This window comes from Amycolatopsis roodepoortensis (assembly GCF_014873915.1).
Taxonomy (GTDB): domain Bacteria; phylum Actinomycetota; class Actinomycetes; order Mycobacteriales; family Pseudonocardiaceae; genus Amycolatopsis; species Amycolatopsis roodepoortensis.
In genome coordinates, this window is the sequence record NZ_JADBEJ010000005.1 from 667,838 (window position 1) to 692,621 (window position 24,784).

The window sequence follows — 24,784 nt, forward strand, 5'->3', positions numbered from 1 at the left end:
TGACTCCCCAGTAAGTTACTTATCGGTCAGTTATCGTGTCAACGAATACCGTTAACGTGTGCCGACGTGGCACCAGGCCCCCTGATCTACCTCGATGTCGATGGCCCGCTGATCCCGTTCGGACTGGAACCTTCCCGCTACCCGTTGTTCGACCCCTCGCCACGAGACGACGAAAATCCGCTTCTCGGCAGGCTCGATCCCTCGCATGGAGCGCGCCTGAAGGCGCTCCCCGGAGAACTCGTCTGGGCCACGACGTGGCTGCACGACGCCAACGACTCCCTCGCCCCCAGGCTCGGCCTGCCCCGCCTCCCAGTCGTGGACTGGCCGGAACCCGCCGAAAGTGACGAGGTCGACGCCCGCATCGGCCTGCACTGGAAGATCCGGCCCCTGCTGGAGCACGCCCGGGGCCGTCCGTTCGCCTGGGTCGACGACGAGATCTCCGAGATCGACCGCGAATGGGTGTCCGCCCACCACGCCGGACCCGCCCTGCTGCACCGCGTCGATCCCCGGCACGGCCTGACCGGCGACGACTACCTCGAACTCGGCGAGTGGCTGCGGGAATCCCGCCACTCCTGACACACAGGACAGCTCTCCCGCCCAGGACCGATTCGAGGCCTTCGACGCTTTACAACGTTGTATCAACGATGTAAAAACATCCTGACGGCCAGCCGTGGCCCGGCTCACACCGGTTCCCCCGGCCACGGGGTCGTGGTTTCACGCCTGCACAAGTCCAGTGGGAGGCGCACCTCCGCCGAGGCGGCCGCCCCCGGAGAAGGGTGTCGAGCAGATGTTGCCAACGTTGTCACAACGTCCCCGGAGGCCGAGACGCTTCCGGAAGCCCCTGACCGCCGCGGTGGTCGCCATAACCGCCCTGGCGTTGACGTCGGGGGCCGCGACGGCCGCGGAGAGCGGCTGGAAGATGGGCAAGCCACGCCTGACCACCCCGTGGACGAACCAGGTGTCGCCCACCAACGCGTTGCCCGAGTACCCACGGCCGCAGTTGGTGCGCGAGAACTGGCAGAACCTCAACGGGGTCTGGGAGTTCGCCGGCGCCGCGCCCGGCGAGGTCCCGCCCTTCGGGGAGAAGCTCGCCGAGAAGATCCTGGTCCCCTACCCCACCGAGTCGGCGCTTTCCGGGATCCAGCGGCACGAGGACTTCATGTGGTACCGGCGCACGTTCACCGTGCCCCGGCACTGGAACGTCGGCAGGGACAACACGCTCCGGATCAACTTCGGCGCCGTCGACTACAAGGCGAAGGTCTACGTCAACGGCAAGGAGGTCGCCGCGCACCAAGGCGGCTACGGCGCGTTCTCCGCGGACGTGACCTCGGCGCTGAAACCCCATGGCGAACAAGAGATCATCGTCGGCGTCGAGGATCGCGCCGACGCGACCTGGCAGCCCGTCGGCAAGCAACGGCTGGTTCCCGACCGGGGGATCTTCTACGAGGGTGCCTCGGGCATCTGGCAGACGGTCTGGATGGAGCCGGTCGCGGCGAAGCACATCGGCACGCTCGGCATGGTGCCCGATCTCAAATCCTCGACGCTCAAGCTCACCGTCGACACCGGTGGGAACTCCGGGCTCACCGTCGAGGCCGTGGTCCGCGATGGCAGGAAGGTGGTGAGCCGCACCAAGGCGTCCGCTGGCGGGACGATTTCCCTGCCCGTGCCCCAGGCGAAGCTCTGGTCACCGGATTCGCCGTTCCTCTACGACCTCGACGTCGAACTGAAGGACGGCCGCCGCACCGTGGACAAGGTGTCGTCCTACTTCGGCATGCGCGAATTCGGCACCGCCAAGGGCGCCGACGGCAAGCTCCGCTTCACCCTCAACGGAAAGATCCTCTTCCTCCAGTCCACTTTGGACCAGGGCTACTGGCCGGACGGCATCTACACCGCGCCGACCGATCAGGCGCTCCGCTTCGACCTCGAACAGCACAAGGTCCTCGGCTTCAACACCGTCCGCAAGCACATCAAGACCGAACCCGACCGCTGGTACCACCACGCCGACAAACTCGGTCTGCTCGTCTGGCAGGACATGCCGTCGATGCGCACCGGCGGACGGCCGCCCGCCGACGCCCAGCGGCAGTTCCAGGTCGAGCTCAAGGAATTGGTGGAGCAGAAGAAGAACTGGACCTCGATCGTCGGCTACGTGCCGTTCAACGAGGGTTGGGGCGAGTGGTCGCGCGAGATCACCGGCAAGATCGCGGACGACGTCAAGGCCCAGGATCCGACGCGGCTGGTCAACGCGCACAGCGGCGTCAACTGCTGTGACTCCCTCGGCGACTCCGGCAAGGGCGACGTCATCGACTGGCACGCCTACCCCGGCCCCGCCAAGCCGATGCCCGACGCCAAGCGGATCTCGATCGACGGCGAACACGGCGGCTACGGCCTCGAAGTCGAGAACCACATGTGGTTCGGCGAAGGCCACGCCTACGAGATGGTCAAGGACCAGGCGACCTTGAACAGCCGCTACGTCCAGAACCAGCGCGACGTGCTCGCGTCGGCGCAGAGCTGCGGTATCAGCGGCTCGATCTACACGCAGATCACCGACGTCGAGCACGAGGTCAACGGCTTCTTCACCTACGACAGGCAGGTGAAGAAGATGGACTTCGCGCAGGTGCGCGCGGTCAACCAGGCGATCATCCGCAACGCCGACGGCAGCGGCTCCGGCGCTCCGGACCCGGGCCCCGGCACTCCGGGGATCGACGGCGTGCACGCCTACAAGTTCGACGAGGGCACCGGATCCAGCGCCAAGGACTCGGTCGGCACCGCGCACGCCACGCTGACCAACGCGCAGTGGGCAGGCGGTGTCCAGGGTGGCGCGCTGGCCTTCGCGGGCAACGGGCAGGCCGACACCGGGACGAATCTCGTCAACACGGCCGGCAGCTACTCGGTTTCGGCGTGGGCCAAGCTGGATGAGGCCGGCGGCGCGTTCCAGACCGTCGTCAGCCAGGACACCGGCCGCGACAGCGCGTTCTTCCTGCAGTACTCCGGACAGGACCAGCGGTGGGCGATGAGCTTCATCGGTCTCCGTGCCCTGTCCCCGGAGAAGCCGGAGGTCGGTCGCTGGTACCACCTGACCGGCGTCCGCGACGCCAAGGCGGGCACGTTGTCGCTCTACGTCGACGGCAAGAAGGTCGCCGCGCAGAACGCCTGCTCCGCCGCACCGAGCACCGGGCACACGGTGATCGGCCGCGGCCAGTACGGCGGTCAGCAGGTCGACTTCCTGCGCGGCGCGGTGGACGACGTCCGGCTCTACGACCGGCCGCTGACCGACGCCGAAGTCGCGACGCTCGCGAAGCGCGACTAAGGCAGGACACGCGGCGTCGGGGTCACTCCCGGCGCCGCGTGCGGTCCACCCACTCCCGCACGATGCCGTCGAGCACGGGCAGCGGCACCTGACCGTTCCTCAGCACGACGTCGTGGAAATCCCGGATGTCGAAGGCCTCGCCCAGCTGCTCCTCGGCGAAGGCGCGTAATCGCTGGATTTCCAGCCTGCCCGTCATGTACGACAGGGCCTGACCGGGCCATTCGATGTACCGGTCGGTCTCGGATTGCACCTCCACGTCGCTGAGCACACAGTGTTCGGCGAGGTAGTCCACGCACTGCTGCCGGGTCCAGCCCAGCGCGTGCAGTCCGGTGTCCACCACGAGCCGCGCCGCGCGCAGGGAGTCCTCGGCGACCATGCCCAGCCGCATGACGTCGTCGGAGTACAGACCCATTTCGTCGGCGAGCCGCTCGGTGTAGAGCGCCCAGCCTTCGTCGAAGGCCGAGAGCGGGACGAGTCTGCGCAGCCGGGGCACGTCCTCCAGCTCATAGGACACACAAGCCTGGAAATGGTGCCCTGGAACGGCTTCGTGGAAAGCGACCGGCTCGGCGATGAACCGGAACCGTTCGGTCACCCGGTAGGTGTTGGTGTAGTAGACGCCGGGCCGGGTGCCGTCGGCCGACGGCGGCATGTAGTACGCCTGCGCGGCGGAGGGCCCGTCGGCTTCCGGCACGGCCCGCACCACGCATTCGGCCGACGGCATCCGGCGGAACCAGCCGGGCGCGGCGGCGGTGGCCCGCGCGACCGCTTCCGTCGCGGTCGCGATCATCTCGTCCGCGTCCCGCCAGCACAGCGACGGATCGGTGCGCATCCGCCGCCGGATCGCGATGGGGTCGTACTCGCCGAACACGGCCGCACCGAGCCGCCGGTACTCGTCGTCCAGCGCCCGGCCGAGCGCGAGACCGGTCTCGTGCAGTTCCTCCGGCGAGATCCCGGTCGTGGTGTGCGTCTTGACCAGGCCCGCGTAGCTCTCCTTGCCGCCGTCCAGCCAGCAGAGACCCGGCCGTTCGTCGGGACGGCCGTGTCCGGCGATCTCGCGGGCGAGCACCTCGCGATAGGCGATGAGTGCCAGCCGCACCTCCTCGGTGAACAACCGCTGTCGTCGCTGCGCGCGGTCGCCGGTCAGCGGCGGGACGAGCAGCGGGTTGGGCTCGGCGGCCAGGAACCGGTCGACATGGTCGATCGCGCCGCGCACCGCCCGTTCCACCGGGGTCCGGCCCGCCGCGACCCCGGCGCGGTGGCGGTCGGCCAGCGCCGCGAAGAACTCCGGGAACGCCGCCAGCCTGGCCAGGTAATCCTCTTCCGCCTGCTCCCCCGACGGCGCGAGCTGCGGAAGCCAGGACAGCACCCCGGTCCCTTCAGCGGCCATCTGGTCGGCGACGACGAACTCGGTCAGCCGCGAGTCCAGCCTGGTCAGCAACGATTCGGCGTGGTGGGCGATCACCGCGAGAGTGATCCGGTCCGGATCCGTGGACCGGGCGGCCTGCCCGGCGATGCGGACGGCCCGCTCCCTCAGCCGGTCGTCACCCGCCTCCGAGACGTCCCGCAGCTCGTGATCGTGTCCCGGGACGTTGTCGAAGGTCGCCATCAAGGGCATTTCGGCCGCGAGGACGTCGAGGAGTTCGTCGGCAAGCTCCGCCGCTGTGGGCTGTTCGCTCATATCCGAGGACTACCAGAATCAGCGCGGCGTCCGCCCGCAGATGTTCGCACTCGCAAAAACGAATCGGCGTCGAGAACGTCACGACAGCTCATCGGTCACGTATCCGGGTAACCCCTTCTCCGGATACGCCGACCTCTTCGCAGGGAGGCACCGATGACCACCACGAATTCTTCCGCACGTCCGCGCGATCTCCGCCTGGCTCTCTGTATGCGTGGCGGTGTCAGCCTCGCCGTATGGATGGGCGGCGCCTGCCGGGAAATAACGGCGCTCCGCTCCGCCGACGGTTCCCAGGCGGCGCCGGACGCGGTGACCGCACGGGATATCACCCAGCGCGCCATTTACCGGAAAATCCTCGCGGTCGCCGATTACGAGCATGTCGATGTCGACGTCATCGCCGGCACCAGCGCGGGCGGGCTCAACGGTGCCCTGCTCGCTAGTCATCTCGTCTACGGAATGCGTTTCGACGACGGGATTCGCGACATCTGGCTCAAACTGGGCGATCTCGAGTTGCTCACCCGGCATCCCGGGCACGGGATACCGCCGTCCCTGCTCGACGGTGACGGCGGTTTCTACGCGAGGCTCTCGGAACAACTGAAACAATTGCTCGACACCTCGACGTGCCGCCGCTTACGCACCGACGACTCACCCCGTCTCGTCCGCCTGATCCTCACGGCCACGAGATTGTTCCCCCGCAACGAATACCTGCGTCCTTCCGTCGGGCAGGCCCTGCTCGCGAGCTGGTCACAGGCGCACCTCGCCTTCCGCCACTACCGGACCGAATGCGGCGTCGCGCACCCGATCTTCAGCGATTTCCCCGCCGGTTCGACGGCTCATCTCGACCGGCTCGCCTATGCCGCGCGAACGACGTCGTCGTTCCCCGGAGCATTCGAACCGGCGAGGCTGACGGTGACCGGTCCCGAGATCGTCGACGGCAAGCCGTGGCTCGACGCCGTCGGCACCTGCAGCGAGACCGGCGTTCCGGACGCGGGCGGTACACAGGCGCAGCTGATGGACGGCGGAGTCCTCGACAACATCCCGCTCTCCTGGGCCATCCGCGCCGTGGCCGGCGCGCCCGCGCAAGCGCCGGTCGACCGCTGGCTGCTCTATCTGCAGCCGGTTCCCCCGACCCCGGCCAAACTTCCCGCCAACAGCAAGGAACAGGGTTCGCTCGCCCGGCTGGCGCGAGTGGTGAAAGCCTTGATCCGCACCAAGATGAACAGCGAGACCCTGCTGGACGACGCGGCCGAACTGAGCGACGCCTGGACGTCCGCGCAACGGCTGCACGGCACCGCCGGAGGCCTTCCCTGCGACCCGGGCCTGGCGAACCTTCCCGGCAAGAGGGCACGACGGAAACTGATGCCCCGCTATGCCGAGGCCGTGGCGTCCGTGGAGGCCGACCGGCTGGCGAGACTGGTCGACGATCCGATCTCCCTGACCGGCCCCGATCCCCTGCCGATCCCCGACAGCCGCACGTTCACCTCCGGGCGGGCCGCGGCTCCGATCCTCGAACTCCTGCGGGGTCCCGCCGTCGCCGACCTCGTCCGCGTGCCCGGCACGGACAGGCTCACCGTCTCGTGGTTCCGCTCCCTGCTGGCGCCCGCCCGCGCCGTCGCGCTGGTGCTGGACTGGGTCCAGGCCATCGAAGCCGGGCAAAGCCTGGACGATGGCCAGAAGGACGCGCTCAGTTCGATCCGCGACAAACTCTATGAGACCCGCTTCGCCTGCGAAGTCCTCCTCGCCTGCCGGGATCGGCTGCTCTTGCGAGGCGGCTCGCCGGACTTCGAGGTCCTGCCCTGGGTCATGGCCGCCTGCCGCCGGCTCTCCTGCTTCATCGACGCCGCGGGCGGGCTTCTCCCCGGCGAAAGCTGGTGCTGCGTCATCGCCGATGTCGCCGAGCACGCCGTCCAAGCGGATCTGCTGCCCGTCGAGCCGGATTTCCCGAAGCCGTTCCTCACCCCGATCTGGAACCGGGTGGGAGGACTGGCCGGCGACCTGGTCGCCGAACTGGGCGAACGCGCGAAGGTTCCCGGGTTCGCGGCGCTCTACGAGGCGGCGTGCATCGACCTGGCGCGGACCCTCGACGTCTTCGCCGTGGCCGAGATCCTGATCGGCCCGCTCCGCCCCGATCCGCTCTCCGAGCCGAGCCGGATCCGGGTGCACGCCATGTCGGCGATCGCCAAGAGCCCACTGGAGCCGATCCTGCTGGCCGAGGAGCCCGTCGACGACGTCCAGCGGGTCGAGCGCAAACTCAGCGGCAACCAGTTGATGAACTTCGCGAGCTTCCTGTCCTCGCGCTGGCGGCTCAACGACTGGACCTGGGGCCGTCTCGACGCGGCGTGCTCGCTGGTCGACGTCGTCGCCCGGAGCGAGCGCCTGCAGGCGAAAGGGGAAACCGAACTCGTCGAGTGGCTCCGCCAGCTCTACGCCGAGCACTACGTCCATGTCTTCGGCAAGACCTCGGACGACCTCGAAGCGCGTCCCGAACTGGCGGGTCTCATCGGGCCATGGGAAGCACTCGGCGTGACCCCGGCGAACGTCCGGCACAAACTCCCGATCCTGCTCACCACCTGGCTGCACTGGAACATCCTGCAACAGGAGATCCCGCTGCTCACCGGGCTGGCCGAACTGCGGAACAACGGCGACGTCCCGCCGACCGCCGAGCAGCTCAAGGAAGCGACCGGGACGTCGGTCGCCCGGCTCTCGGACAAGGCCCAGGTGCTGGGGAAGGTCGGCGCGGAGACGATGCGCGTGCTCTTCAAACGCCCCCATCTCCGGCGGGCGGGGCTCCGGCTCGGCCTGGTCACGTGGCGCGCGATCCAGCCGGCGGGCAGGAGCAAGGGCGCCAAACTCGGGCGGACGCTGTTCGCGCTGGCCAAGCCCATGGTCGTGCCGCCGCTGCTGATCGGCTTCCTCGCTCCATTGCTGAGCGTCGCCGCGGGGTTGCTGGCGTGGGGCGCGGTGTCCGTCGCCACGGACGAATGGTTCAGCCTGCCCGGCCACCTCTTCCTGACGATCGGTATCGGCTTCGCGGGTGGGTACTTCTGCTGGCACTACCTGACCGACAAAGGCGGCGCGACCCCGTTCCGCCGAGTGGCCACGTTCGCGCTGGGCTTGCTCCTGTACCTGCTCGGCCTCGGCCTGCTCCTGCGGGACGCCGATCTGCCCTGGGAGTTCGGGCCGTGGGCCCGTGCCGTCTGGGTCGGCGTGCTGAGTGCTTCGAGCGTCCTGGTCTCGTTGTGGGGTGTCACCGCCATCAGCATCCGGAGCGGACGCGGACGGCGGCTCACCTTCGTCGGGCTCACCGCGCTCCTCCCGGCGCTCCTCGCCGCGACGCTGACCGCGTTGGCGTCCGTGCTGTTCTGGCCCGGAGATCCGCTGACCGGCTGGGCGGCCGCTGGCATTCTCTACCTCACGATCGCGTGGGAGACGATCATGCTGACCAGGTACTTCCCCGATCCGCCGTCCGCGCAGTCGTCCGAGGCCCGGCGCGAACGCTGAGGCGTACGCCACAAGCTCCACATGGTCGGACGTCCTACTTTTAGGGTGGCTTCGTGAACGACGTCCAATTCCTCGTCGAGAGCGGAATCGGCCGGATCACGCTGAACCGGCCGCGTGCGCTGAACTCGCTGAACCACGGCATGGTCCTCGCCATGCTCGACCACCTCGAAGCGTGGCGCACCGACCCGGGTGTCCGCGCAGTGCTGATCGACGGCGCCGGGGATCGCGGGCTCTGCGCGGGCGGCGACATCCGCGCCATCTACGAGGACGCCCGCGGTGGCGGCGCCGCGTCCCTGCGGTTCTGGGCCGACGAATATCGCCTCAACACCGTGATCTCGCGCTATCCGAAGCCCTACCTCGCGCTGATGGACGGGCTGGTCATGGGCGGCGGGGTCGGCGTCTCCGCGCACGGCAGCCACCGGATCGTCACCGAACGCTCCCGGGTCGGCATGCCCGAGACCGGGATCGGCTTCGTCCCGGACGTCGGCGGCACGTACCTGTTGTCCCGCACGCCCGGTGAACTCGGGACGCATATGGCGCTCACCGCCGGGGCGATCTCGGGGCCCGACGCGATCCACTGTGGACTCGCCGACCATTTCGTGCCCAGCGAACGGACCCCGGACCTGCTCGACGCGCTGGCGGCCCGCACGCCGGACGACGCGCTGGAGCTGATCGCCGAACCCGCGCCGCCGAGCACGCTGGCCGTGGACGCCGGCTGGATCGATCGGTGCTACGCGGCGGACACCGTCGAGGAGATCCTGGCCAGGCTTCACGCCGAGGGCGACGCCGCTGCCACCGCGGCCAAGGAGATCGAGGCGAAGTCGCCGACCGCGCTGAAGGTGACCTTGCGGGCGCTGCGGTCCGCCGCCGCGATGCCCGATCTGGAAACCGCGTTGGCGCAGGAGCTCCGGATCTCGACCCACGCGCTCTCGACCGCCGAGTTCGCGGAGGGAATCCGAGCGCAGATCATCGACAAGGACCGCTCCCCGAAGTGGTCCCCCGCCACCCTGTCCGAAGTGGACGACGAGCTCGTCGGCGCCTACTTCGCCTGACCGGTGATCGCCCGGTAGAGCGGCCGCAGCAGGGCGGTGACCGAGGTCCCGTCCACTGTGGCCTTGAGCGGCGGGACCTCGTCGAGCAGTCCCAACGGGTCCCCGGCCCGCGGCCGTCGAGTGTTCGTGACGTCGCCGGCCGGGCCCCAGCCGAAGAAGTCGTCCATCACCTCGTCGAGCGCTGGGGTCTCGGCCTCCGCCGGCGGCGCGGTCACCCGGGCGCCCGCCTGCCGTCCGATCTCTTCGAGCAAGGCCGTGCGGTCGCGTCCGCGGAGCGCGAAGATCGCGAACGGGTCCGCCTCCTCTTCGAGCGCGATCAGCCCGGCGACGAGGTGATCGCAGGGAACGCGGGTGCCGGGGCAGGTGCAGTCCAGCGACAGCTCCCACGCCGCCTCGGGGAACAGGGGCACCTGCTCGGCGGCGAAGAAGCGATCGATGTCGTCCGGGACCCGGCCGTCGAGCAAGGCCGTCCTCGTGGCCTCGTCCGCGACGATGGCGGCGACGACCGCCGTCCACACCTGCTTGCCGAACGTCGGCAGCCCGATGCGGACCTCGTAGAACCGTTGCCGGGTCACCCGGACGACGGCGACCGCGGCACCGGGACCGATCGTGAGCGTGTCGACCCGGCAGGGCGGTACCAGTCCTTTGTGGACATCCAGTTCGCCGAGTGCCCGGCGGAATCCGTCAGTCACCGGCCGCCTCCCGTCCGAGCGCGAAGACTTCCCGCAGCGAATCGGTGGACAGCTCCGTGAGCCAGTCTTCCCCGTCGGTGACGACGAGGCCTGCCAGGGCCTCCTTCTTCGTGATGACGGCGTCGATCCGCTCCTCGATGGTGCCGGGGCAGACGAACTTCCGCACCTGGACGCTGTGCCGCTGCCCGATCCGGAAGGCGCGGTCGGTGGCCTGCTCCTCGACCGCCGGATTCCACCACCGGTCGAGATGCAGGACGTGGGTGGCCGCGGTGAGCGTCAGCCCCGCTCCCCCGGTCTTCAGTGACGCGAGCAGGATCGACGGGCCGTCGCCTGACTGGAAGTGCTCGACGATGGAGTCGCGGCGTCGCTGCGAAAGGCCGCCGTGCAGGAAGGCGATCTTCGCGTTCAGCCGATGCGAAAGATGCGGTACGAGCAGGTGCCCGAATTCGGCGAACTGGGTGAAGCACAACGCGCGATCACCGGCGTCCAGGATCTCCGCCAGCAGCTCTTCGAGCCGGTCGACCTTGCCGGAACGGTGCCCGATCGGCGAGCCGTCGTGCAGCAGATGCGCGGGATGGTTGCAGATCTGCTTGAGCTTGGTGATCGCCGCGAGGATGTTGCCGCGCCGTTTGACCCCGGCGCTGTCGGCGATCTTGGTCATCATCTCGTCCACGGTGGCGCGGTACAGCGTCACCTGTTCACGGGTGAGGCGGTACTCCTGGAGGATCTCGATCTTCTCGGGAAGATCGGCGAGCACGGTGGGATCGGTTTTGAGGCGTCGCAACAGGAAAGGCCGGGTCAGCCGCCGCAGCTCGGTGGCCGCGGGGAGATCGCCCCGGCGCTCGATGGGCACCTCGAACCGCTCGCGGAACTCCTGCCTGCCCCCGAGCAGGCCGGGATTGAGCAGATCCGAAAGCGCCCACAGGTCGGCGAGCCGGTTCTCCACCGGGGTCCCGGTCAGCGCTATCCGGTGCCCGGCGGGAATCCGGCGCAGGGCCTGAGCGGGTCCGGTGTTCTGGTTCTTGACCGCCTGCGCCTCGTCGAGCACGAGCCGGTGCCACCGGATGGCCGCGAGTTCGTCGGCGTCGCGGGCGGCGGTCGAGTAGGTGGTGACGACCAGATCCGCACCCTCGGTCCGCACGCGGCCCCGATCGGCGCCGTGATGGAGGTGGACACGCAGTTCTGGCGCGAACTTCGCCGCTTCCCGTTGCCACGTCCCGAGCAGCGACATCGGGCAGACCAGCAGGGTCGGCCGCCGGTCGGCCTGAGCCCGCTCGATCGCTTCGAGCGCGAGCAGCTGGACGGTCTTGCCGAGCCCCATGTCGTCGGCGAGGCAGGCCCCGAGCCCGATCGACGTCATGAACGAAAGCCAAGCGACACCGCGGTTCTGGTACGGCCGCAGGGTCGCCAGGAACGTCGGCGGCGGTTCGACCGGCTCGATCGTGCGCTGGACCCGGCCGGCGAGGAAGTCGTCGATCCAGCCGTCGGTGGTGACCTCGGTGACCGGCAGCGGCGTTTCGAAGCCGCCGCGGAGCAACGCCAGCAGGTCCGCCGGGGTGGGCAGTGGCGGCTTCTCGCGGTCCGGGTCACGGCGGAGGTATTCGAGACCCGCGCGCAGCAGTTCGGGGTCCACGCTCACCCAGCGGCCGCGCAACCGGACCAGTGACGACTTCGCGGCCGCAAGCCCGGCGAGTTCTTCGTCGGTCAGCGCGTCCTCCCCGACCGCGAGCGCCCAGCGGTAGGAGGCGAGCTGGTGACGGCCGAGGCGGTGCACGGCGGCCTGGTCGACCGGCGCGCCGCGGACCGAGAGCTTGAGCGCGAGCTTGCGCCTGCCGCCCCAGCTCGCCGGAAGCTGGACGTCGAATCCGGCCGCCACCAGCCGGTCCGCGCCGCCGTCGAGGAACTCCACGGTTTCGGCGACGGTGAGGTCGTAGATGCCCGGCTTCTCCACCTCGACCGCGGGGCCGAGCAGCGGCAGCACGCCGGCGGCGCGCTCCAGCTCCGCGCTGAACAGGCCCTCGGGATCGGTGAACTTGGCGCCGGCCTTGCCGGACCAGACGTCTTCCGCCGGGAGCAGGAGGCTCGGATCGGCGGTGGAGCGCAGGAGGAACCGCAGCTGCCACTTCGTCCCGTCGCCGGTCTGGTCGTCGGGGTCGTCGGCCGGGCCGTGCAGCGTGGGAACCTCGTCGAGCCGGAAGCAGACGGTGCCCTCGGTCAGATCGGTGTCGCCGACGGCGTCCCAGTCGGCGATGCCCTCGGCGACGATCCCCATGCGGCCCGGAGCCTGGCCGATCCGGTCGTCCGCGCTCTTCAGCGCGTGGAGCCACGATCCGAACGGGCCCTCGCGGCCATCGCTTTCCGTGACGTGCCCGGCGGCGGCGAGGCGATCGCGGACCGCGGCGTCGACCAGGGTGTGGAGCGCGTCGGTGACGAGCGCCGCCGGATCCGGCCCGGGCTGTTCGGCCCGGCCGACCGGCGGCGTGGCCGCGATCAGCGCCCGGACCGCGACCGCGTCGCCGCCCCTGGCCACAGGCCGCCAGCGCGCCCGCGCCACGATCTCGTCGCGGACGAGCGTGGGCAGCACCCGGCCGCGGCGCACCAGATCGTCCGCCAGCCGGACGACTGCGCGCAGATGGCGCACCGAGGTGCCGTAGCCGACCGTCTCGGCCAGGTCCTCCAGCTCCGACGGGTCGACCAGGAGCGCGGGCACCGACCAGGGTTCCAGCGTCAGCTCCTGGTGCGGACGACCGCGGACGCCCGATTCGGGCGAGGCGACCGGGCCGCCGCGCCGCGACGGAAGCAGCAGGACGGCCGACGCCGATTTGCCGGGGTGCAAGGCGGTCAGATCCGCGACCGACGCGGCGAACGGATGCGGCCGGGCCGCGCTCGACGGCCGCATCGACGTCGTCGCCGGGCGGTCGCCGTGCTCGCCCCAGAGCACGATCCCGCGGCCACGGGACCACAGGCCGTGCACGACGAGTGGCGACATGGTCCTCCTTCCGCGGTCTGGTCCCTCCAGCATGCCCGGGACCGATCAGCGTCCGGTCAGCGAGGGGTTGGGCCGACACTTTAGAGTTCTCCGGTGACCGTTCTGAACGCGATCGATCCGCGTGAAGCACTGACGATCCTCGGCTGTTCGAAGGGTAAGAACCGAGGTGGGGAGGCTGCGGGAACCGGGACCGCCTGGCCAGAACCGCTGCTCCGCGCCCGGGCCGATGTCCTGATGAAGTCGAAGGTCGACAGCGGTGGCTTGCGGCCCGCATGGCTCCGGTACAGCGGGAACTTCTATCGGAATGTCGGCAGCGCACTGGGCGAGGCGGTCGAAAACGGGCGAACGCTGATCCTCAGCGGCGGCTACGGGCTCCTGCGTGCCGACGAGCCGATCTCTTACTACGACCGGAAGCTGAAGCTCACCGACTGGCCGTCCGGCGTGCTCGAAGACGCAGTCATCGAGGAGGCTCGCCGGATCGGTGCGACGAAGGTGGTCACGTTCGTGTCCGCCAGCGCCGACTACGCGAAGCTGATCCGGCGAATCCCTTGGGCCGCCTCGGAAATCGATGCCGTGCTCGTGACGATCGACTTCCACGGCGGCGGCGCGCAGGTCGAGGTGCCGCGGCGGCTGGCTCAGGCCTTCGGCGCGTGGTGGCGGCGTTCGCCGTCGGACTACCCGCCGGGCATGGTCACCGAGGAGCTGACATGAGGGACACGGATCTCGCCGAGTTCTACACCCTGCTCCGCCGGCTGGGATCTCCTCGGCTGCTGAGCGAGGCGACCGGCCGGGACGGCTGGCCGAGTCATGGCGTCTACTTCTTCTTCGAGGACGGCGAGCTGCGCACCGACGGGTCTCCGCGGGTGGTGCGTGTGGGCACGCACGGCCTGGGCAGCGGTAGCCGGACGAAGCTGTGGCAACGTCTGGCCCAGCATCGCGGCACGCTCAAAGGCAGCGGGAACCATCGCGCGTCGATCTTCCGCCGTCACGTCGGAACGGCGTTGATCAAGCGCGACCAGGGATCCGACGATCTGCTCACCGCGTGGACCGGCAAGCGCCGTCTGCCCGAGTGGGCCGCGGCCGAAACCGAGATCGAGCGGCAGGTGAGCGAGTACGTCGGTCGGATGCGGTTCGTCTGCCTGGCTGTGCCCACCGAAGCTGACGGCAGCAGCCTGCGCGGCGACATCGAACGGAACAGCATCGCTTTGCTCTCGAACCGGCGTGACTCAACCGATCGCCCCAGCACAGGATGGCTCGGCCAGTACGCGACAAGCGAGAAAGTCCGCGAGTCTCGGTTGTGGAACGTCAACCACATTGACGAGGACCACAAACCGGAGTTTTTGGCGTCGTTCCGGACGTTGACAAGCCGCTGACTCAAGGCCATTCGGCTTCGGACAGCACACGCGCGGCGCGAAGGAAGGCTTCGCGATCGGCGGCGGGAAGCTGTCCGAGCAGCCGCTCCTCCTGCTCCTGGATCTTCGCCTGGGCCGACCCTCGCGCAGCACGGCCGGCTTCGGTGATCCCCAGCAGCCGGACCCGGCGGTCGTTCGGGTCCGGCTCGCGGGTGATCAGCCCGTCCTCTTGGAGTTTGTCGAGGGTGCCGATGATCCGGGTCTTGTCCGCCCCGATCGCCTTCGCGAGGGCGGCCTGCGTGCGGACGGGTCCGTCGTCGAGCGCGCTCAGCACCACGTAACCCCACATGGTCAACCCGTGCTCGGCCAGCACCGGCGTCTCGGCGTTCATCAGCCGTCGCATCAGCCCGCCGAGCATCGCCGCGAGATCCGGCCTCCCCTGCTCCGCCATGCGCAGACCATACCGACCTCGTTCACGAAACCGGTTGACGAACTCATACGCACATGTAGATGATATGCGCATGCCTATCAATGAACTTCGTATCCTCGACGCCTTGGTGACCCGCAGCAGCCTCGACCTCGTCAGCAAGATCACCCCCGCGGATCTGGCCAAGCCGACCCCGTGCAGCGCCTGGACCTTGCACGGACTGCTGGCCCATATGGCCACCCAGCACCACGGTTTCGCCGCGGCGGCCGAGGGCGAGAGCAGCCTCGACCATTGGCGACTGCTCCCGCTGGGCGACGACCCCGTCGCCACCTACCGCACCTCGGTGAACCGGGTCCTGAACGCCTTCGTCCCCCACGACCTCGCCGACCGGAGGTTCGCACTTCCCGAGTTCTCCACCGAAGTCACCTTCACCGCGGAGCAGGCGCTGGGCTTCCATTTCGTCGACTACCTGGTGCACTCCTGGGACGTGGCCAAAACCCTCGGCCTGCCGCTCAGGTTCCAGCAGGAGGTACTCGACGCCGGACTGCGGTTCGCCAAGGCGATCCCGGACGGGAAGAACCGGATGGCTCCCGGCGCCGCTTTCGGCCCGGCCGTCGACGCGCCAGGACAGTCCGATTTGGACACGATCGTCGCGCTGCTCGGCCGTTCGCCGTCATGGCCCGATCAGGTGGCCGCGGCCTGAACACATCCCGGGTGCGACGGCCGAACACCGGTCGTCGCACCTCAGGCCCCAATACCCATCGGCACCGGAAAAGCCTTCGCCCGGCCGGACACCGCCGGTGACGGGCCTCCGCGCCCGCCCCGCCGATCCACTCACAGGAGCCTCATTTCTCGCCAAGGGTGAGTGGTTCTTGCTCTTTCAGTGCGACAGGGACCGGCATCAGTGTGATGACCGGTGACACGTTGGCCGAGGTACCTCACCGTGAAAGGATGGATCATTCGCTGGACGCGCTCCGCGGGCGCCTGTTGATCCAATGCAGGTCGACCAAGGTGGATTCGATTCTCGATATCGCCGACAAGGCCCACGCGGGCATCGTCCTCACCGGCACCTCTCCCGAGTCCACCGTCCTGCGCCTCCGTGATCAAGGATTCCGCGGCCCGATTCTGTGCGACGCGGATCGATACTCCGGCAAACGAAGGGTCACAGCACGGCGTGGAACCCATCCTGCCTGGATCCGCCGCCAGCGAGACCTCGGATTGATACCGCTCACCGACTCCGGATACCTCGCACCACGTGATTGGCCTGGATTGAGAACGATCCTCAAGGCTGCAGCAAGGGAATCCGCGCCGGTCGTCGCCGTGCTTCCCCTCGCCACGAAATGGTTCTCCAGTCCACCGGTCCGCGTTGCGATCACAAGGGAGATCAACAAATACGGAGTGCCGGTCGCGTTCGTCTTCGAACACGACAAAGATCCCTTCGGAGTCCAGTACCTCCTAACCGGGTTTCTCCAAATATTGGCCACTGCGAGTGTTCCCGTTTTCCTGTTGCGATGCGACGTTTCCGCCATCGGCGCACTCTGCCATGGCGCACACACCGCTGCCGTGGGCACGAATAGTTCACTTCGCCATCTCTACCCGGCAACGGCCCGCCGCTCCTCACGACCGCCCGGCGTGTCGGCCTTCGTGACTCGACTACTCAGCTACCACCGGCTCGAGACCTGTGAACGTATCTTCGCCGGGACACCGGACATCCACCATTTCTGGTCCTGCGAGTGCACCGTCTGCGAAGGCGCCACCCCGGCCCGACTCGACGCGGCCGGACAACCATGGCTCGCGGCATCCCGACATTCGCTCTCTTGCCTGCTCAGGCTCTACGCGGAGATCTTCCGCGGCCTGCGAACGCCTGACCAACTCGTCAGTTCCTGGCATGAGACGATCAGTCACGCCCTATACGTCCACGATCAGGTCGCCGAGACCGCCGAGCACTGGCGGAAACCGGCCAACCTCCGCGCCTGGTACGCGATCACCGAGGATCCCTTGCCGCATCGCGGCGAAATCCCCCGCCAGCCGGCAGATCACCAGCCGAGAGTCACGATGCCGCGTCGGCGTGACGCGCGGCTTCGAGAACCCGGGCGGTGACCAGCTCCGGTTTCTCCAGGGAAAGCCCATGAGTCGTCTTGGGCACGACCTCGACCTCGATATGCGGGTTCAGTGAGCCGAGCCGGGCCGCCACCTCGCGGGCACGGTGGATGACGCTGCGTTCGGCGACGATGATCCGGGTGGGTACGTCGATCCTGGACAACTCGTCGTCGCCGAACAGGTGCATCTCAGGTAGATGCTGCTTGTACTTGAGCGCGGCGAACAGCAGGGGCCGGAAGGTGTGCCGCACGTCCGGATCGCCGGACGCCACCAGCCGCAGGACCCACTTGGGCAGGAACCAGAGGAAGATCTCCCGGAAGCTCCACCAGATGAAGCTCCGGTCGATCACGCCGAACCCGGCGGCTTCGATGGCGACTACACCGGCGATCCGGTCGGTCGTCCGGGTGGCGAGATTCAAGGCGAGCCAGCCGCCTCGCGAAACGCCGGCGAGGTGGACCTTCTCGTGGCCGGTTCCCGCGAGCACCCCGTCGACGACCTCGGTGAGCCAGTCCGCGCAGTCCTCTGTGGACTCGATGGGCGCGGTCTGGATCGACCGCCCCGGCTCGCCGATGCTGTCCACCGCGTGGATCCGGTGCCGGGCGGCGAGTTCGGCGATATGCGGGTACCAGGACAGCGACGTGCCCATTCCCCCGGAAAGCAGCACGATCGGCGGACCGTCTTCCGGTCCGCAACTCCGGACCCTGGTCGGGCCGAATCTCGTCTCGATGTCCCGCTCCTCGGCGGGAACCGGCCACTTCCGCAAGATCGCGTCATAAGTCGCGAAGAAGCGCTCTTCGGCCTTCTTGTCGACGAATTCCCCCAGCATCGGACCTCCTCGAAGTTTTATGGTGCACTTGCACCATAACAGCGGGTGCTCGTTCGGGCCACCCCTTGCCGACATGGCAGAGTGATCGCGTGCCGAAACGTGTCGACCACCAAGAGCGCAGGCGCGAAATCGCGGAGGCCCTGTTCCGGATCGCCGCCGCCCAAGGCCTGCAGGCGGTCACCCTGCGTGCGGTGGCCGCGGAGGCGGGCATCTCGATGAACCTGGTCCAGTACTACTTCCCGACCAAGGAGGAAATGCTGCGGTTCGCCTGGCAGCGGGTCGTCGAACTGACCGCCGAGATCGCCGGGAAGAGCATCGGCGAGGCGATGGCGACCGGGGACGAACGCACCATCGTGCGCGCCTACCTGACCGCCGTCCTGCCGGACGGCGAGCGCCGCCGCATGCTGGCCGCGGTCCAGATCGCGTACTTCGCCGTCGACGTCACGCGCGGGAGCCAGGACCCCGACCAGGAACCACTCCTGCCCCACCTGGTTCACGCGATCGCCGGCCTGCTCCAGGCCGCCCAGGAGAAAGGCGACGTCCCAGCCCGCCTCGACGCCGGGCTCGAGGCGGACGCGCTCGCGACGATGTCCGCCGGCCTCGTCACGGGGATCATGGTCGACGCCTACACGGCCGAGCGTGCGGCGGAGATCGTCGATTACCGCCTCGACGGGTTGTTCACCGGCGTTCGATGAGCGCCTCGATACCGTCCAGAATGCGGCCGAGGCCGAATTCGACGTCGGCTTCCTCCATGCCCTCTTCGCCGTACGCCTCGCCGGAAACCACGGCGGCGACGCGCCCGTAGCCTCGCTCTTCGAGGCGCGGGCCGAGGAACGCGCTCAGCGCCCGGACCTGATCAGGCGGGCTCGCGTTCACGTCCCGGAGCAAGGAAGCGGTACTGCGAACCCATCCGTCGACCAGGACGGCGCAGCCGGTCACGTCCTGGACGCTCAGGCCCGAGTCCGCCATCCCCGCGAGGAAGTTCTCCAGCCACCCCAGCAGATTCGGCGTGCTCGGCACGCTTCGGACCGGCAGGTCGATCAGCCACGGATGGCGGCGGCAACGTTCCAGAAGCGTGCGCGCCCAGGCGGTGACCGCGGCGCGCCAATCGCCGGACACCGGTTCCGGCGGCGGGCCCCACGCCGCCTCGGCCACCAGGACGAGTAGTTCCTCTTTGGAGTTCAGGTACCGGTAAAGCGCGTTCGCGGTGATGCCGAGACGTTTGGCGATCGACGGCATGGACAGCGCCGCGTAGCCCTCCGCGTCCGCCTGCGCGATGGCCGCGTCGACGATCTGTTCGAGGCTGTATCCCGGTTTCGGCCCGCGCCGGGGCGCCGGGGTGTGCCCCCACGCCAGTGCGGTGCCCGGCGGCAGCAACTCGATCTCGACGTCGTCCATGGCCGCATTGTTGCACCCAAAACAGGTAAAGGCATACACTGTTCATGTCATACACAGTTACTTCACTATCTGGGGGATCGACCATGACCGAACCGACCAGGCGGAACGTGCTCCGCGGGGCGGCCGCGCTGGCCATCGGCGGAGCCGCCGCGACCGTCGCGAACAGCCATTCCGCCTTCGCCGCGCCGAATCCGCGCTACCCGTTCGTCGAAGGCGCCTTCGCCCCGGTGAAAGAGGAGGTGACCGCGTTCGGTCTGCCCGTCACCGGCCGGATTCCCGAGGACTTGTGCGGGCGCTACCTGCGCACCGGCCCGAACGTGCTCGGGCTCGAAGACCCGCGCGCCCATCACTGGATGCTGGGTGAGGGGATGGTGCACGGCGTCCGGCTGCGCGACGGGAAGGCCGAGTGGTACCGCAACCGCTGGGTGCGTTCGTCCGGAGTCGCGGCGAAACTGGGCGAACGGTACCCGTGGCCGGTGCCCGCCGAGGACTTCGCACCGAACACGCACGTGATCAGCCACCACGGCCGCATCCTCACCCTTCAGGAGTCCGGCGCACCGCCGTACGAGCTCGACGGCGAACTGAACACGTTGGGGCCGTTCGACTTCGGCGGTTCGCTGCAGGGTTCCTACACCGCGCACACCAAGTTCGACGCCCGCGCCGACGAGCTACACGCGGTGACCTATCACCCGACGTGGGATCACGTACGGCATCTGAAGGTCGACCGGACCGGCCGCGTCGTGCGCACCACCCGGATCCCGGTCAGCGACAGCCCGATGATGCACGACTTCGGGCTCACCGAGAACTACGTGGTCGTCTTCGACGTGCCGGTCACCTTCGATCCGCAGCCGGGAAAGGTGGTGCCGTACAAGTGGAACCCGGACCATCCGGCCAGGGTCGGGGTGATGAACCGCGACGGCGGCCCGGTCCGCTGGTTCGGGGTCGACCCGGTCTTCTACTCGCATACGCTCAACGCCTACGAGCAGGGCTCGACAGTGGTGGTCGACCTGACCACGATGCCCGCGCCGTTCGAGGTGGCGGGCAGGCAGGGCTTCGGCGGCCCGTCGGCGTCGGGCCCGCCGGTGCTGGAGCGCTGGACGATCGATCTCGCGCGGGGACGGGTCCGGCGCCGCGTGCTCGACGACCGGCCGCAGGAATTCCCGCGGGTCAACGAAAGCCTGGTGTCGCGACGGCACAGGTACGGATACTCGGCCTCCCCCGGCGAACTGTTCGACGTCTACCTGGACAAGCCCTCCGGTTCCTTCGGCAACGCGCTGATCAAGCACGACCTGCGGAACGGACGTTCGGAGGTGCACCGCTTCGGCCGGGGCGCGGACACGAGCGAGGCGGTGTTCGTGCCGTCGTCCCGCAGCAAGTCCGAAGACGACGGCTACGCCCTCGCCTACGTGAACAATCCCGACCGCAACGCCTCGGACCTGGTGATCCTCGCGGCGCAGGACTTCACCGCGAAGCCGCTGGCCCGTATCCATCTGCCGAAGCCGGTGCCGCTGGGCTTCCATGGCAGCTGGGTCGCCGACTGACGGAGCGGGCGGTCGCCGGACGTCCGGCGACCGCCCTCGGGTTCACACTCCGGTGAGCACCTCCTCCAACGCGGCGGCGGACTCCGGGTGCCGTTGGAGCAGCGCCAAACCGGCGGGCGCTGTGCTCTCCCATGGTTCCTCGCAGCCCAGCAGACCCGCCACGGCGTCGCAGGAAGCCGGATGCGCTGCGAGCAAAGCGAGGCCGCCGCCCCCGGTCTTCCTCGTCACCGCACGGGGTTCCGGCTGGTCCTTCCACGGCGGGACCCATTCGTCGAGCGCCGCGAGCCTTCCGGGGAAGATCCGTCCCGCCTCACGCACGAGCAGCGGCACCAGCTCCGCGCCGCGGGTGCGCAGCGTGGTGATCAACGTCGGCAACCACGGCAGCAGCAGCCTGTCCGGTAGCTCGGTGAAAGCGTTCGACACCGCCTCGACGACGAAGTCGGCCAACCCCGGCGCCGGTTCCAGCGCGTGGACGAAACCGCTCAGGTAGCGCGGATAGGCGGGCAGCACCATCGGGTTCGCCAGCAGTCCGGCGCACCGCTCACGCAGTTCCGCACGCGTGAGGCGCCCGAGCTGGACCTGCGCCGCCCACAACAGCGCCACCTTCGACGGCTCCTCGGGATGCGATCCGGCGATCGCCAGCTCCAGCTGCGTACGGTCGCACCCCAGCGACAGGGCGAGCGACTCCATGCTGAACAGGAAGCCCAGCATCGCGGCGACCTGCTCGACGCCGGCCTCCTCGTCGGCGAAGGCGGCCGGGAGCAGCGTGCAGTAGTGCGCGTACCCCGTCCTCACGAAGTCCTCGATCCACCGCGGCAGCACCGGCTCGCTGGTCCGGTAGTGCGCCAGCAGCCTCCGCACCCGTCGCAGCACTTCCGGGGCGCCGTCGACGGTGCGTTCGGTGGCCAGGACCTCCAGGGCACGTGTGCCCAGCTCCCCCGCCAGCCGGGCGCTGCGAAGGTAGAGCGTGGCGTCCTCGACGGCGCCGAGCACCTTCGCGGCGGTGGCCTGCGGGTGGTAGGCCGCTCGCCGAAGCCGTTGCTCCAGCACCTGTTCGACGCTGACGCCCTCGTAGCCCAGCTCGATGAGGGCCCGCTGGTGAGTGCCCAGCGCCAGATCCCACGACTCCTGGATCGGCCGTTCGCCGAGCCGCCGCTCCCCCATGATCGGCCGCGCCGCGCCGCGCGGCATCAGATAGCGCAGCATCCACAGGAGATCGGAGCAGGGCTCCAGTTCCGGCCTCGACGCGATGTCGAGCAGCGCACGCTGCACACCTCGTTGCTGCAGCTTGAGGTTCAGCGGCTCCAGCCTGTCGTGCACGTCGCGCGCCAGCGGCGGCAACGCGTCGTAGCCGACCTGGCCGATCCGGTCCCCGCCCATCATGATCTCGACGAGACGGCGCACGTCGCGCCTGCCGGGCACGACGTCCTTCTCGATACAGGTGACCGCCGCGTCCTGGAAGTCGTACGGCGTCGGCTTGGCCCGATCGCGCAGACCCGCCAGCAGGATCGAGGTCTCGAACACCGCGATGGCGTCGGCCGTCGAGGCCAGATACCCGTTGCGGCGCGCCGCCCGGACGATCTCGACCGACCAGCCCAGCAGTTCCGCCTCGTCCAGCCGGTCGAGCACCGGAGGTCGTCGCAGGAAGCCGGAAAGCTGGTCCGATGGATCCACTGCCACCGGATCCGGCGCCGGCGCGGGCAGCGCCGCGGCCTTCTTCCGCTTCGGCCCGCCTACCTGTCCTTCCAGCTGGAACTGCTTCACCTTGGTGCGCTTCAGGTTCTTCGCCCACTCGGTCGCGGCGATCGACACCGATCCCCCGGCGAGCCCGAACTGTGCCTCGATCGAGGCGTGGCTCGACGGGATGAGCCCGTACTGCCACGTACTCTCGCTGCGCGGGCTGATCACGAAGCCATCCGTGCCGTCGACACCGAACTCCGCGACCCGGCTGGCCGCGTGGAACGCGCCGCAGATGTAGAGGCAATCGGCGGGATCAGCGCCCGAGGCGGCGAGGTGCTCGCGCATGCGGGTCCACATGTAGCGCTCGCGGTCTTCGTCGACCCGGACGCGCCGGGTGTCGCCCGGCGCGAGACGGCGGAACAGGCTGCCGATCAGGAACATGACCTGGCGGTAGGTGTCGTGGTCGCTGTCGCCGAGCGGCAGCTCGACGTACTGGTGCCACCACTCCGACCAGTGCCGCACCCGCCCGTGCCGCAGCAGGTGTTCCTCGAGTTCGGCGAACCGGGGCCGGAGATCACCGATCTCGACGCCGACCGCGTCACCGTGCAGCGCGGCCTCTTCCTCGGCGGGCGGCGCGTCCGGATCGGAGGGCGGCTCACGCTCGTCCCACTGGAACACGTGGTCCGCCGACCGGTCGACGAGGACGAGCTCGACGCCCGGGGTGTCGAGGGCGTACGCGATCGCCTGGTACTCCGCCGAAGCCTCGGTGATCGGCGCGACCACGGACAGCGGCGCCCACTCCGCGGGGAAGCCCTTCACGTCCGTCGCGAAGGCCTGGACCGCCACCGGGAGACGGCAGTTGCGCAGTTCGGTCAGCAACGGCGCCATGTCTTCGCACAGTTCCAGGTAGACGACCTTCGGTTGCTTCTCCCGCAGGCGCCGTGCCATCGCCACGGCCGACGCCGGGGAATGGTGACAGACCGGGAAGATCTCCAACGGCTCGCGCACCGCGCGATCGACGTCGTCGACCAGTCCGAGGAGGATGCCCTCCAGCGCGCCGGGCCCGTCGGCGAAGGCGGCCGCGGCCTCCTGCAACTGGCCGCGCAACGCCTCGAAGGCGCCGCTCACGAGAGGGAGGCGATCGCGTCGCGGCCGCCGTCGAGGAACTCGGGCCAGTCACCGCCCTCGTCCTTGCTGCGCGGCTCGACGACACCGTGCAGGTACTTGTTGAGGATCGCCAGATCCTCCGGCTCGCGGCGGGCGAGCGAACCGACCAATGAGGACGCCAGCGTCCGAGCGGTCAGCTCGCGCTCGCCGAAGAAGTTGCTGTGCAGCACCGCGTCTTCGAGTACGCCGATCTGCTCGGCGGTGGACAACGCGGACTCCAGCTTCTCGTCGTCGCTGCCCGCCGACGCCGCCGCGGCACGCAGGTCGCCGAAGCTGCGGAGCAGCACGTCGAGCAGCGTGGGCGGCACGTCCAGCTCGATCTGGTGGCGGCGCAGGAGCTCCTCGGTGCGGAAACGGACGATCTCCGCTTCGCTCTTCTTGTTGGTCACCACCGGGATGCGGACGAAGTTGAAGCGGCGCTTGAGCGCGGACGACAGATCGTTGACGCCGCGGTCGCGGCTGTTGGCGGTGGCGATCACGGAGAACCCGGGCTTGGCGAAGACGATGCCGTCGCTGTCCAGCTCCGGTACCGAGATGTACTTCTCCGACAGGATCGAGATCAACGCGTCCTGCACGTCGCTGGTGGACCGGGTCAGCTCCTCGAAACGGCCGATCGAGCCCGCCTCCATCGCGGTCATGATCGGCGACGGGATCATCGACTCGCGGGACTGGCCCTTGGCGATGACCATCGAGACGTTCCACGAGTACTTGATGTGGTCCTCGGTGGTGCCGGCGGTGCCCTGCACGACGAGCGTGGAGTTGCGGGAGATGGCCGCGGCCAGCAGCTCGGCGAGCCAGCTCTTGCCGGTGCCGGGGTCGCCGATCAGCAAGAGCCCGCGGTCCGAGGCGAGCGTGACGATGGCCCGCTCGACGATGTTCCGGTCGCCGAACCACTTCTGCGAGATCTCGCGGTCGAGGCCGTCGGCACGCTCGGAACCGAGGATGAACAGGCGCAGCATCTTCGGGGACAGGCGCCAGGCGAACGGCTTGGGGTTGTCGTCGACCGACTCCAGCCAGTCCAGCTCTTCGGCGTACTTGATCTCGGCGGGGGCGCGCAACAGGTCGGACATGTCTTGC

18 protein-coding genes are annotated in these 24,784 nt (G+C 69.0%); 10 read left to right on the forward strand and 8 right to left on the reverse strand.

The features are described 5' to 3' along the window. The first annotated feature begins 66 nt into the window (after window positions 1–66). Window positions 67–576, forward strand: coding sequence for an HAD domain-containing protein (locus H4W30_RS22595; RefSeq protein WP_192744680.1), 510 nt, complete (start codon window positions 67–69; stop codon window positions 574–576). 277 nt (window positions 577–853) lie between these two features. Continuing rightward, window positions 854–3,307 (forward strand): LamG-like jellyroll fold domain-containing protein, encoded by a 2,454-nt coding sequence (locus tag H4W30_RS22600; RefSeq protein ID WP_192746765.1) that lies wholly within the window; start codon window positions 854–856, stop codon window positions 3,305–3,307. Window positions 3,308–3,329: 22 nt separating this feature from the next. On the opposite strand, the gene H4W30_RS22605 is transcribed toward H4W30_RS22600, so the two are convergent. Next, complete coding sequence (locus H4W30_RS22605; protein WP_192744681.1) at window positions 3,330–4,985, reverse strand: DUF885 domain-containing protein; 1,656 nt, start codon at window positions 4,983–4,985, stop codon at window positions 3,330–3,332. A 153-nt stretch (window positions 4,986–5,138) separates the two neighbouring features. On the opposite strand from H4W30_RS22605, the gene H4W30_RS22610 reads away from it, so the two are divergent. Both H4W30_RS22610 and H4W30_RS22615 read left to right on the forward strand, forming a co-directional pair. Then, on the forward strand, window positions 5,139–8,483 hold the full coding sequence (locus tag H4W30_RS22610; RefSeq protein ID WP_192744682.1) for a DUF3376 domain-containing protein: 3,345 nt from the start codon (window positions 5,139–5,141) through the stop codon (window positions 8,481–8,483). A gap of 53 nt (window positions 8,484–8,536) precedes the next feature. Then, complete coding sequence (locus H4W30_RS22615; protein ID WP_192744683.1) at window positions 8,537–9,535, forward strand: enoyl-CoA hydratase/isomerase family protein; 999 nt, start codon at window positions 8,537–8,539, stop codon at window positions 9,533–9,535. On the opposite strand, the gene H4W30_RS22620 is transcribed toward H4W30_RS22615, so the two are convergent. Both H4W30_RS22620 and H4W30_RS22625 read right to left on the reverse strand, forming a co-directional pair. Further along, window positions 9,523–10,227 (reverse strand): SWIM zinc finger family protein, encoded by a 705-nt coding sequence (locus tag H4W30_RS22620; RefSeq protein WP_192744684.1) that lies wholly within the window; start codon window positions 10,225–10,227, stop codon window positions 9,523–9,525. The two genes, H4W30_RS22615 and H4W30_RS22620, sit on opposite strands and share 13 nt — an antisense overlap. After that, window positions 10,220–13,216, reverse strand: a complete 2,997-nt coding sequence (locus tag H4W30_RS22625) for a DEAD/DEAH box helicase (protein WP_192744685.1) — start codon at window positions 13,214–13,216, stop codon at window positions 10,220–10,222. The genes H4W30_RS22620 and H4W30_RS22625 overlap by 8 nt, the downstream gene beginning before the upstream one ends. Before the next feature lie 93 nt (window positions 13,217–13,309). Here H4W30_RS22625 and H4W30_RS22630 point away from each other — a divergent pair, with 93 nt between their 5' ends. Both H4W30_RS22630 and H4W30_RS22635 read left to right on the forward strand, forming a co-directional pair. Then, window positions 13,310–13,927 (forward strand): YaaA family protein, encoded by a 618-nt coding sequence (locus H4W30_RS22630; RefSeq protein WP_192744686.1) that lies wholly within the window; start codon window positions 13,310–13,312, stop codon window positions 13,925–13,927. Further along, window positions 13,924–14,589: a hypothetical protein gene (locus tag H4W30_RS22635; RefSeq protein WP_225949826.1), complete on the forward strand. Its 666-nt coding sequence runs from the start codon at window positions 13,924–13,926 to the stop codon at window positions 14,587–14,589. Before H4W30_RS22630 ends, H4W30_RS22635 begins: the two co-directional genes overlap by 4 nt. A gap of 1 nt (window position 14,590) precedes the next feature. Here H4W30_RS22635 and H4W30_RS22640 read toward each other — a convergent pair whose 3' ends face one another. Further along, a complete protein-coding gene (locus tag H4W30_RS22640) occupies window positions 14,591–15,019 on the reverse strand; it encodes a MarR family winged helix-turn-helix transcriptional regulator (RefSeq protein ID WP_192744687.1) in 429 nt (142 codons plus the stop codon). A 70-nt stretch (window positions 15,020–15,089) separates the two neighbouring features. On the opposite strand from H4W30_RS22640, the gene H4W30_RS22645 reads away from it, so the two are divergent. Continuing rightward, window positions 15,090–15,698, forward strand: a complete 609-nt coding sequence (locus H4W30_RS22645; RefSeq protein WP_192744688.1) for a TIGR03086 family metal-binding protein — start codon at window positions 15,090–15,092, stop codon at window positions 15,696–15,698. Window positions 15,699–15,946: 248 nt separating this feature from the next. After that, a complete protein-coding gene (locus H4W30_RS22650; RefSeq protein ID WP_192744689.1) occupies window positions 15,947–17,095 on the forward strand; it encodes a hypothetical protein in 1,149 nt (382 codons plus the stop codon). Here the strand turns inward: H4W30_RS22650 and H4W30_RS22655 are convergent. Beyond that, on the reverse strand, window positions 17,046–17,921 hold the full coding sequence (locus H4W30_RS22655; RefSeq protein ID WP_192744690.1) for an alpha/beta fold hydrolase: 876 nt from the start codon (window positions 17,919–17,921) through the stop codon (window positions 17,046–17,048). The genes H4W30_RS22650 and H4W30_RS22655 overlap by 50 nt on opposite strands. An 89-nt stretch (window positions 17,922–18,010) precedes the next feature. On the opposite strand from H4W30_RS22655, the gene H4W30_RS22660 reads away from it, so the two are divergent. Beyond that, the gene (locus H4W30_RS22660) at window positions 18,011–18,616 is read left to right on the forward strand and encodes a TetR/AcrR family transcriptional regulator (protein ID WP_192744691.1); all 606 of its coding nucleotides are present in this window, start codon (window positions 18,011–18,013) and stop codon (window positions 18,614–18,616) included. Here H4W30_RS22660 and H4W30_RS22665 read toward each other — a convergent pair. Then, window positions 18,600–19,319, reverse strand: coding sequence for a TetR/AcrR family transcriptional regulator (locus tag H4W30_RS22665; RefSeq protein ID WP_192744692.1), 720 nt, complete (start codon window positions 19,317–19,319; stop codon window positions 18,600–18,602). The two genes, H4W30_RS22660 and H4W30_RS22665, sit on opposite strands and share 17 nt — an antisense overlap. 83 nt (window positions 19,320–19,402) lie before the next feature. Here H4W30_RS22665 and H4W30_RS22670 point away from each other — a divergent pair, with 83 nt between their 5' ends. Next, a complete protein-coding gene (locus H4W30_RS22670) occupies window positions 19,403–20,860 on the forward strand; it encodes a carotenoid oxygenase family protein (RefSeq protein ID WP_192744693.1) in 1,458 nt (485 codons plus the stop codon). Between the two features lie 42 nt (window positions 20,861–20,902). Here the strand turns inward: H4W30_RS22670 and H4W30_RS22675 are convergent, their stop codons facing one another. Together H4W30_RS22675 and H4W30_RS22680 are read right to left on the reverse strand one after the other, a co-directional pair. Then, window positions 20,903–23,668 carry a DUF5682 family protein gene (locus H4W30_RS22675; protein WP_192744694.1) on the reverse strand — a complete coding sequence of 922 codons (2,766 nt, stop codon included), beginning with the start codon at window positions 23,666–23,668 and terminating at the stop codon, window positions 20,903–20,905. After that, window positions 23,665–24,777: an ATP-binding protein gene (locus tag H4W30_RS22680; protein WP_192744695.1), complete on the reverse strand. Its 1,113-nt coding sequence runs from the start codon at window positions 24,775–24,777 to the stop codon at window positions 23,665–23,667. Before H4W30_RS22680 ends, H4W30_RS22675 begins: the two co-directional genes overlap by 4 nt. Window positions 24,778–24,784: the final 7 nt, after the last annotated feature.

Coding starts and splice junctions, on each gene's coding strand:
- H4W30_RS22605 (WP_192744681.1), bottom strand. CDS start 4,985: ATGAGCGAACAGCCCACAGCGGCGGAGCTTGCCGACGAACTCCTCGAC.
- H4W30_RS22610 (WP_192744682.1), top strand. CDS start 5,139: ATGACCACCACGAATTCTTCCGCACGTCCGCGCGATCTCCGCCTGGCT.
- H4W30_RS22625 (WP_192744685.1), bottom strand. CDS start 13,216: ATGTCGCCACTCGTCGTGCACGGCCTGTGGTCCCGTGGCCGCGGGATC.
- H4W30_RS22635 (WP_225949826.1), top strand. CDS start 13,924: ATGAGGGACACGGATCTCGCCGAGTTCTACACCCTGCTCCGCCGGCTG.
- H4W30_RS22640 (WP_192744687.1), bottom strand. CDS start 15,019: ATGGCGGAGCAGGGGAGGCCGGATCTCGCGGCGATGCTCGGCGGGCTG.
- H4W30_RS22645 (WP_192744688.1), top strand. CDS start 15,090: ATGCCTATCAATGAACTTCGTATCCTCGACGCCTTGGTGACCCGCAGC.
- H4W30_RS22650 (WP_192744689.1), top strand. CDS start 15,947: ATGGATCATTCGCTGGACGCGCTCCGCGGGCGCCTGTTGATCCAATGC.
- H4W30_RS22655 (WP_192744690.1), bottom strand. CDS start 17,921: ATGCTGGGGGAATTCGTCGACAAGAAGGCCGAAGAGCGCTTCTTCGCG.
- H4W30_RS22665 (WP_192744692.1), bottom strand. CDS start 19,319: ATGGACGACGTCGAGATCGAGTTGCTGCCGCCGGGCACCGCACTGGCG.
- H4W30_RS22670 (WP_192744693.1), top strand. CDS start 19,403: ATGACCGAACCGACCAGGCGGAACGTGCTCCGCGGGGCGGCCGCGCTG.
- H4W30_RS22680 (WP_192744695.1), bottom strand. CDS start 24,777: ATGTCCGACCTGTTGCGCGCCCCCGCCGAGATCAAGTACGCCGAAGAG.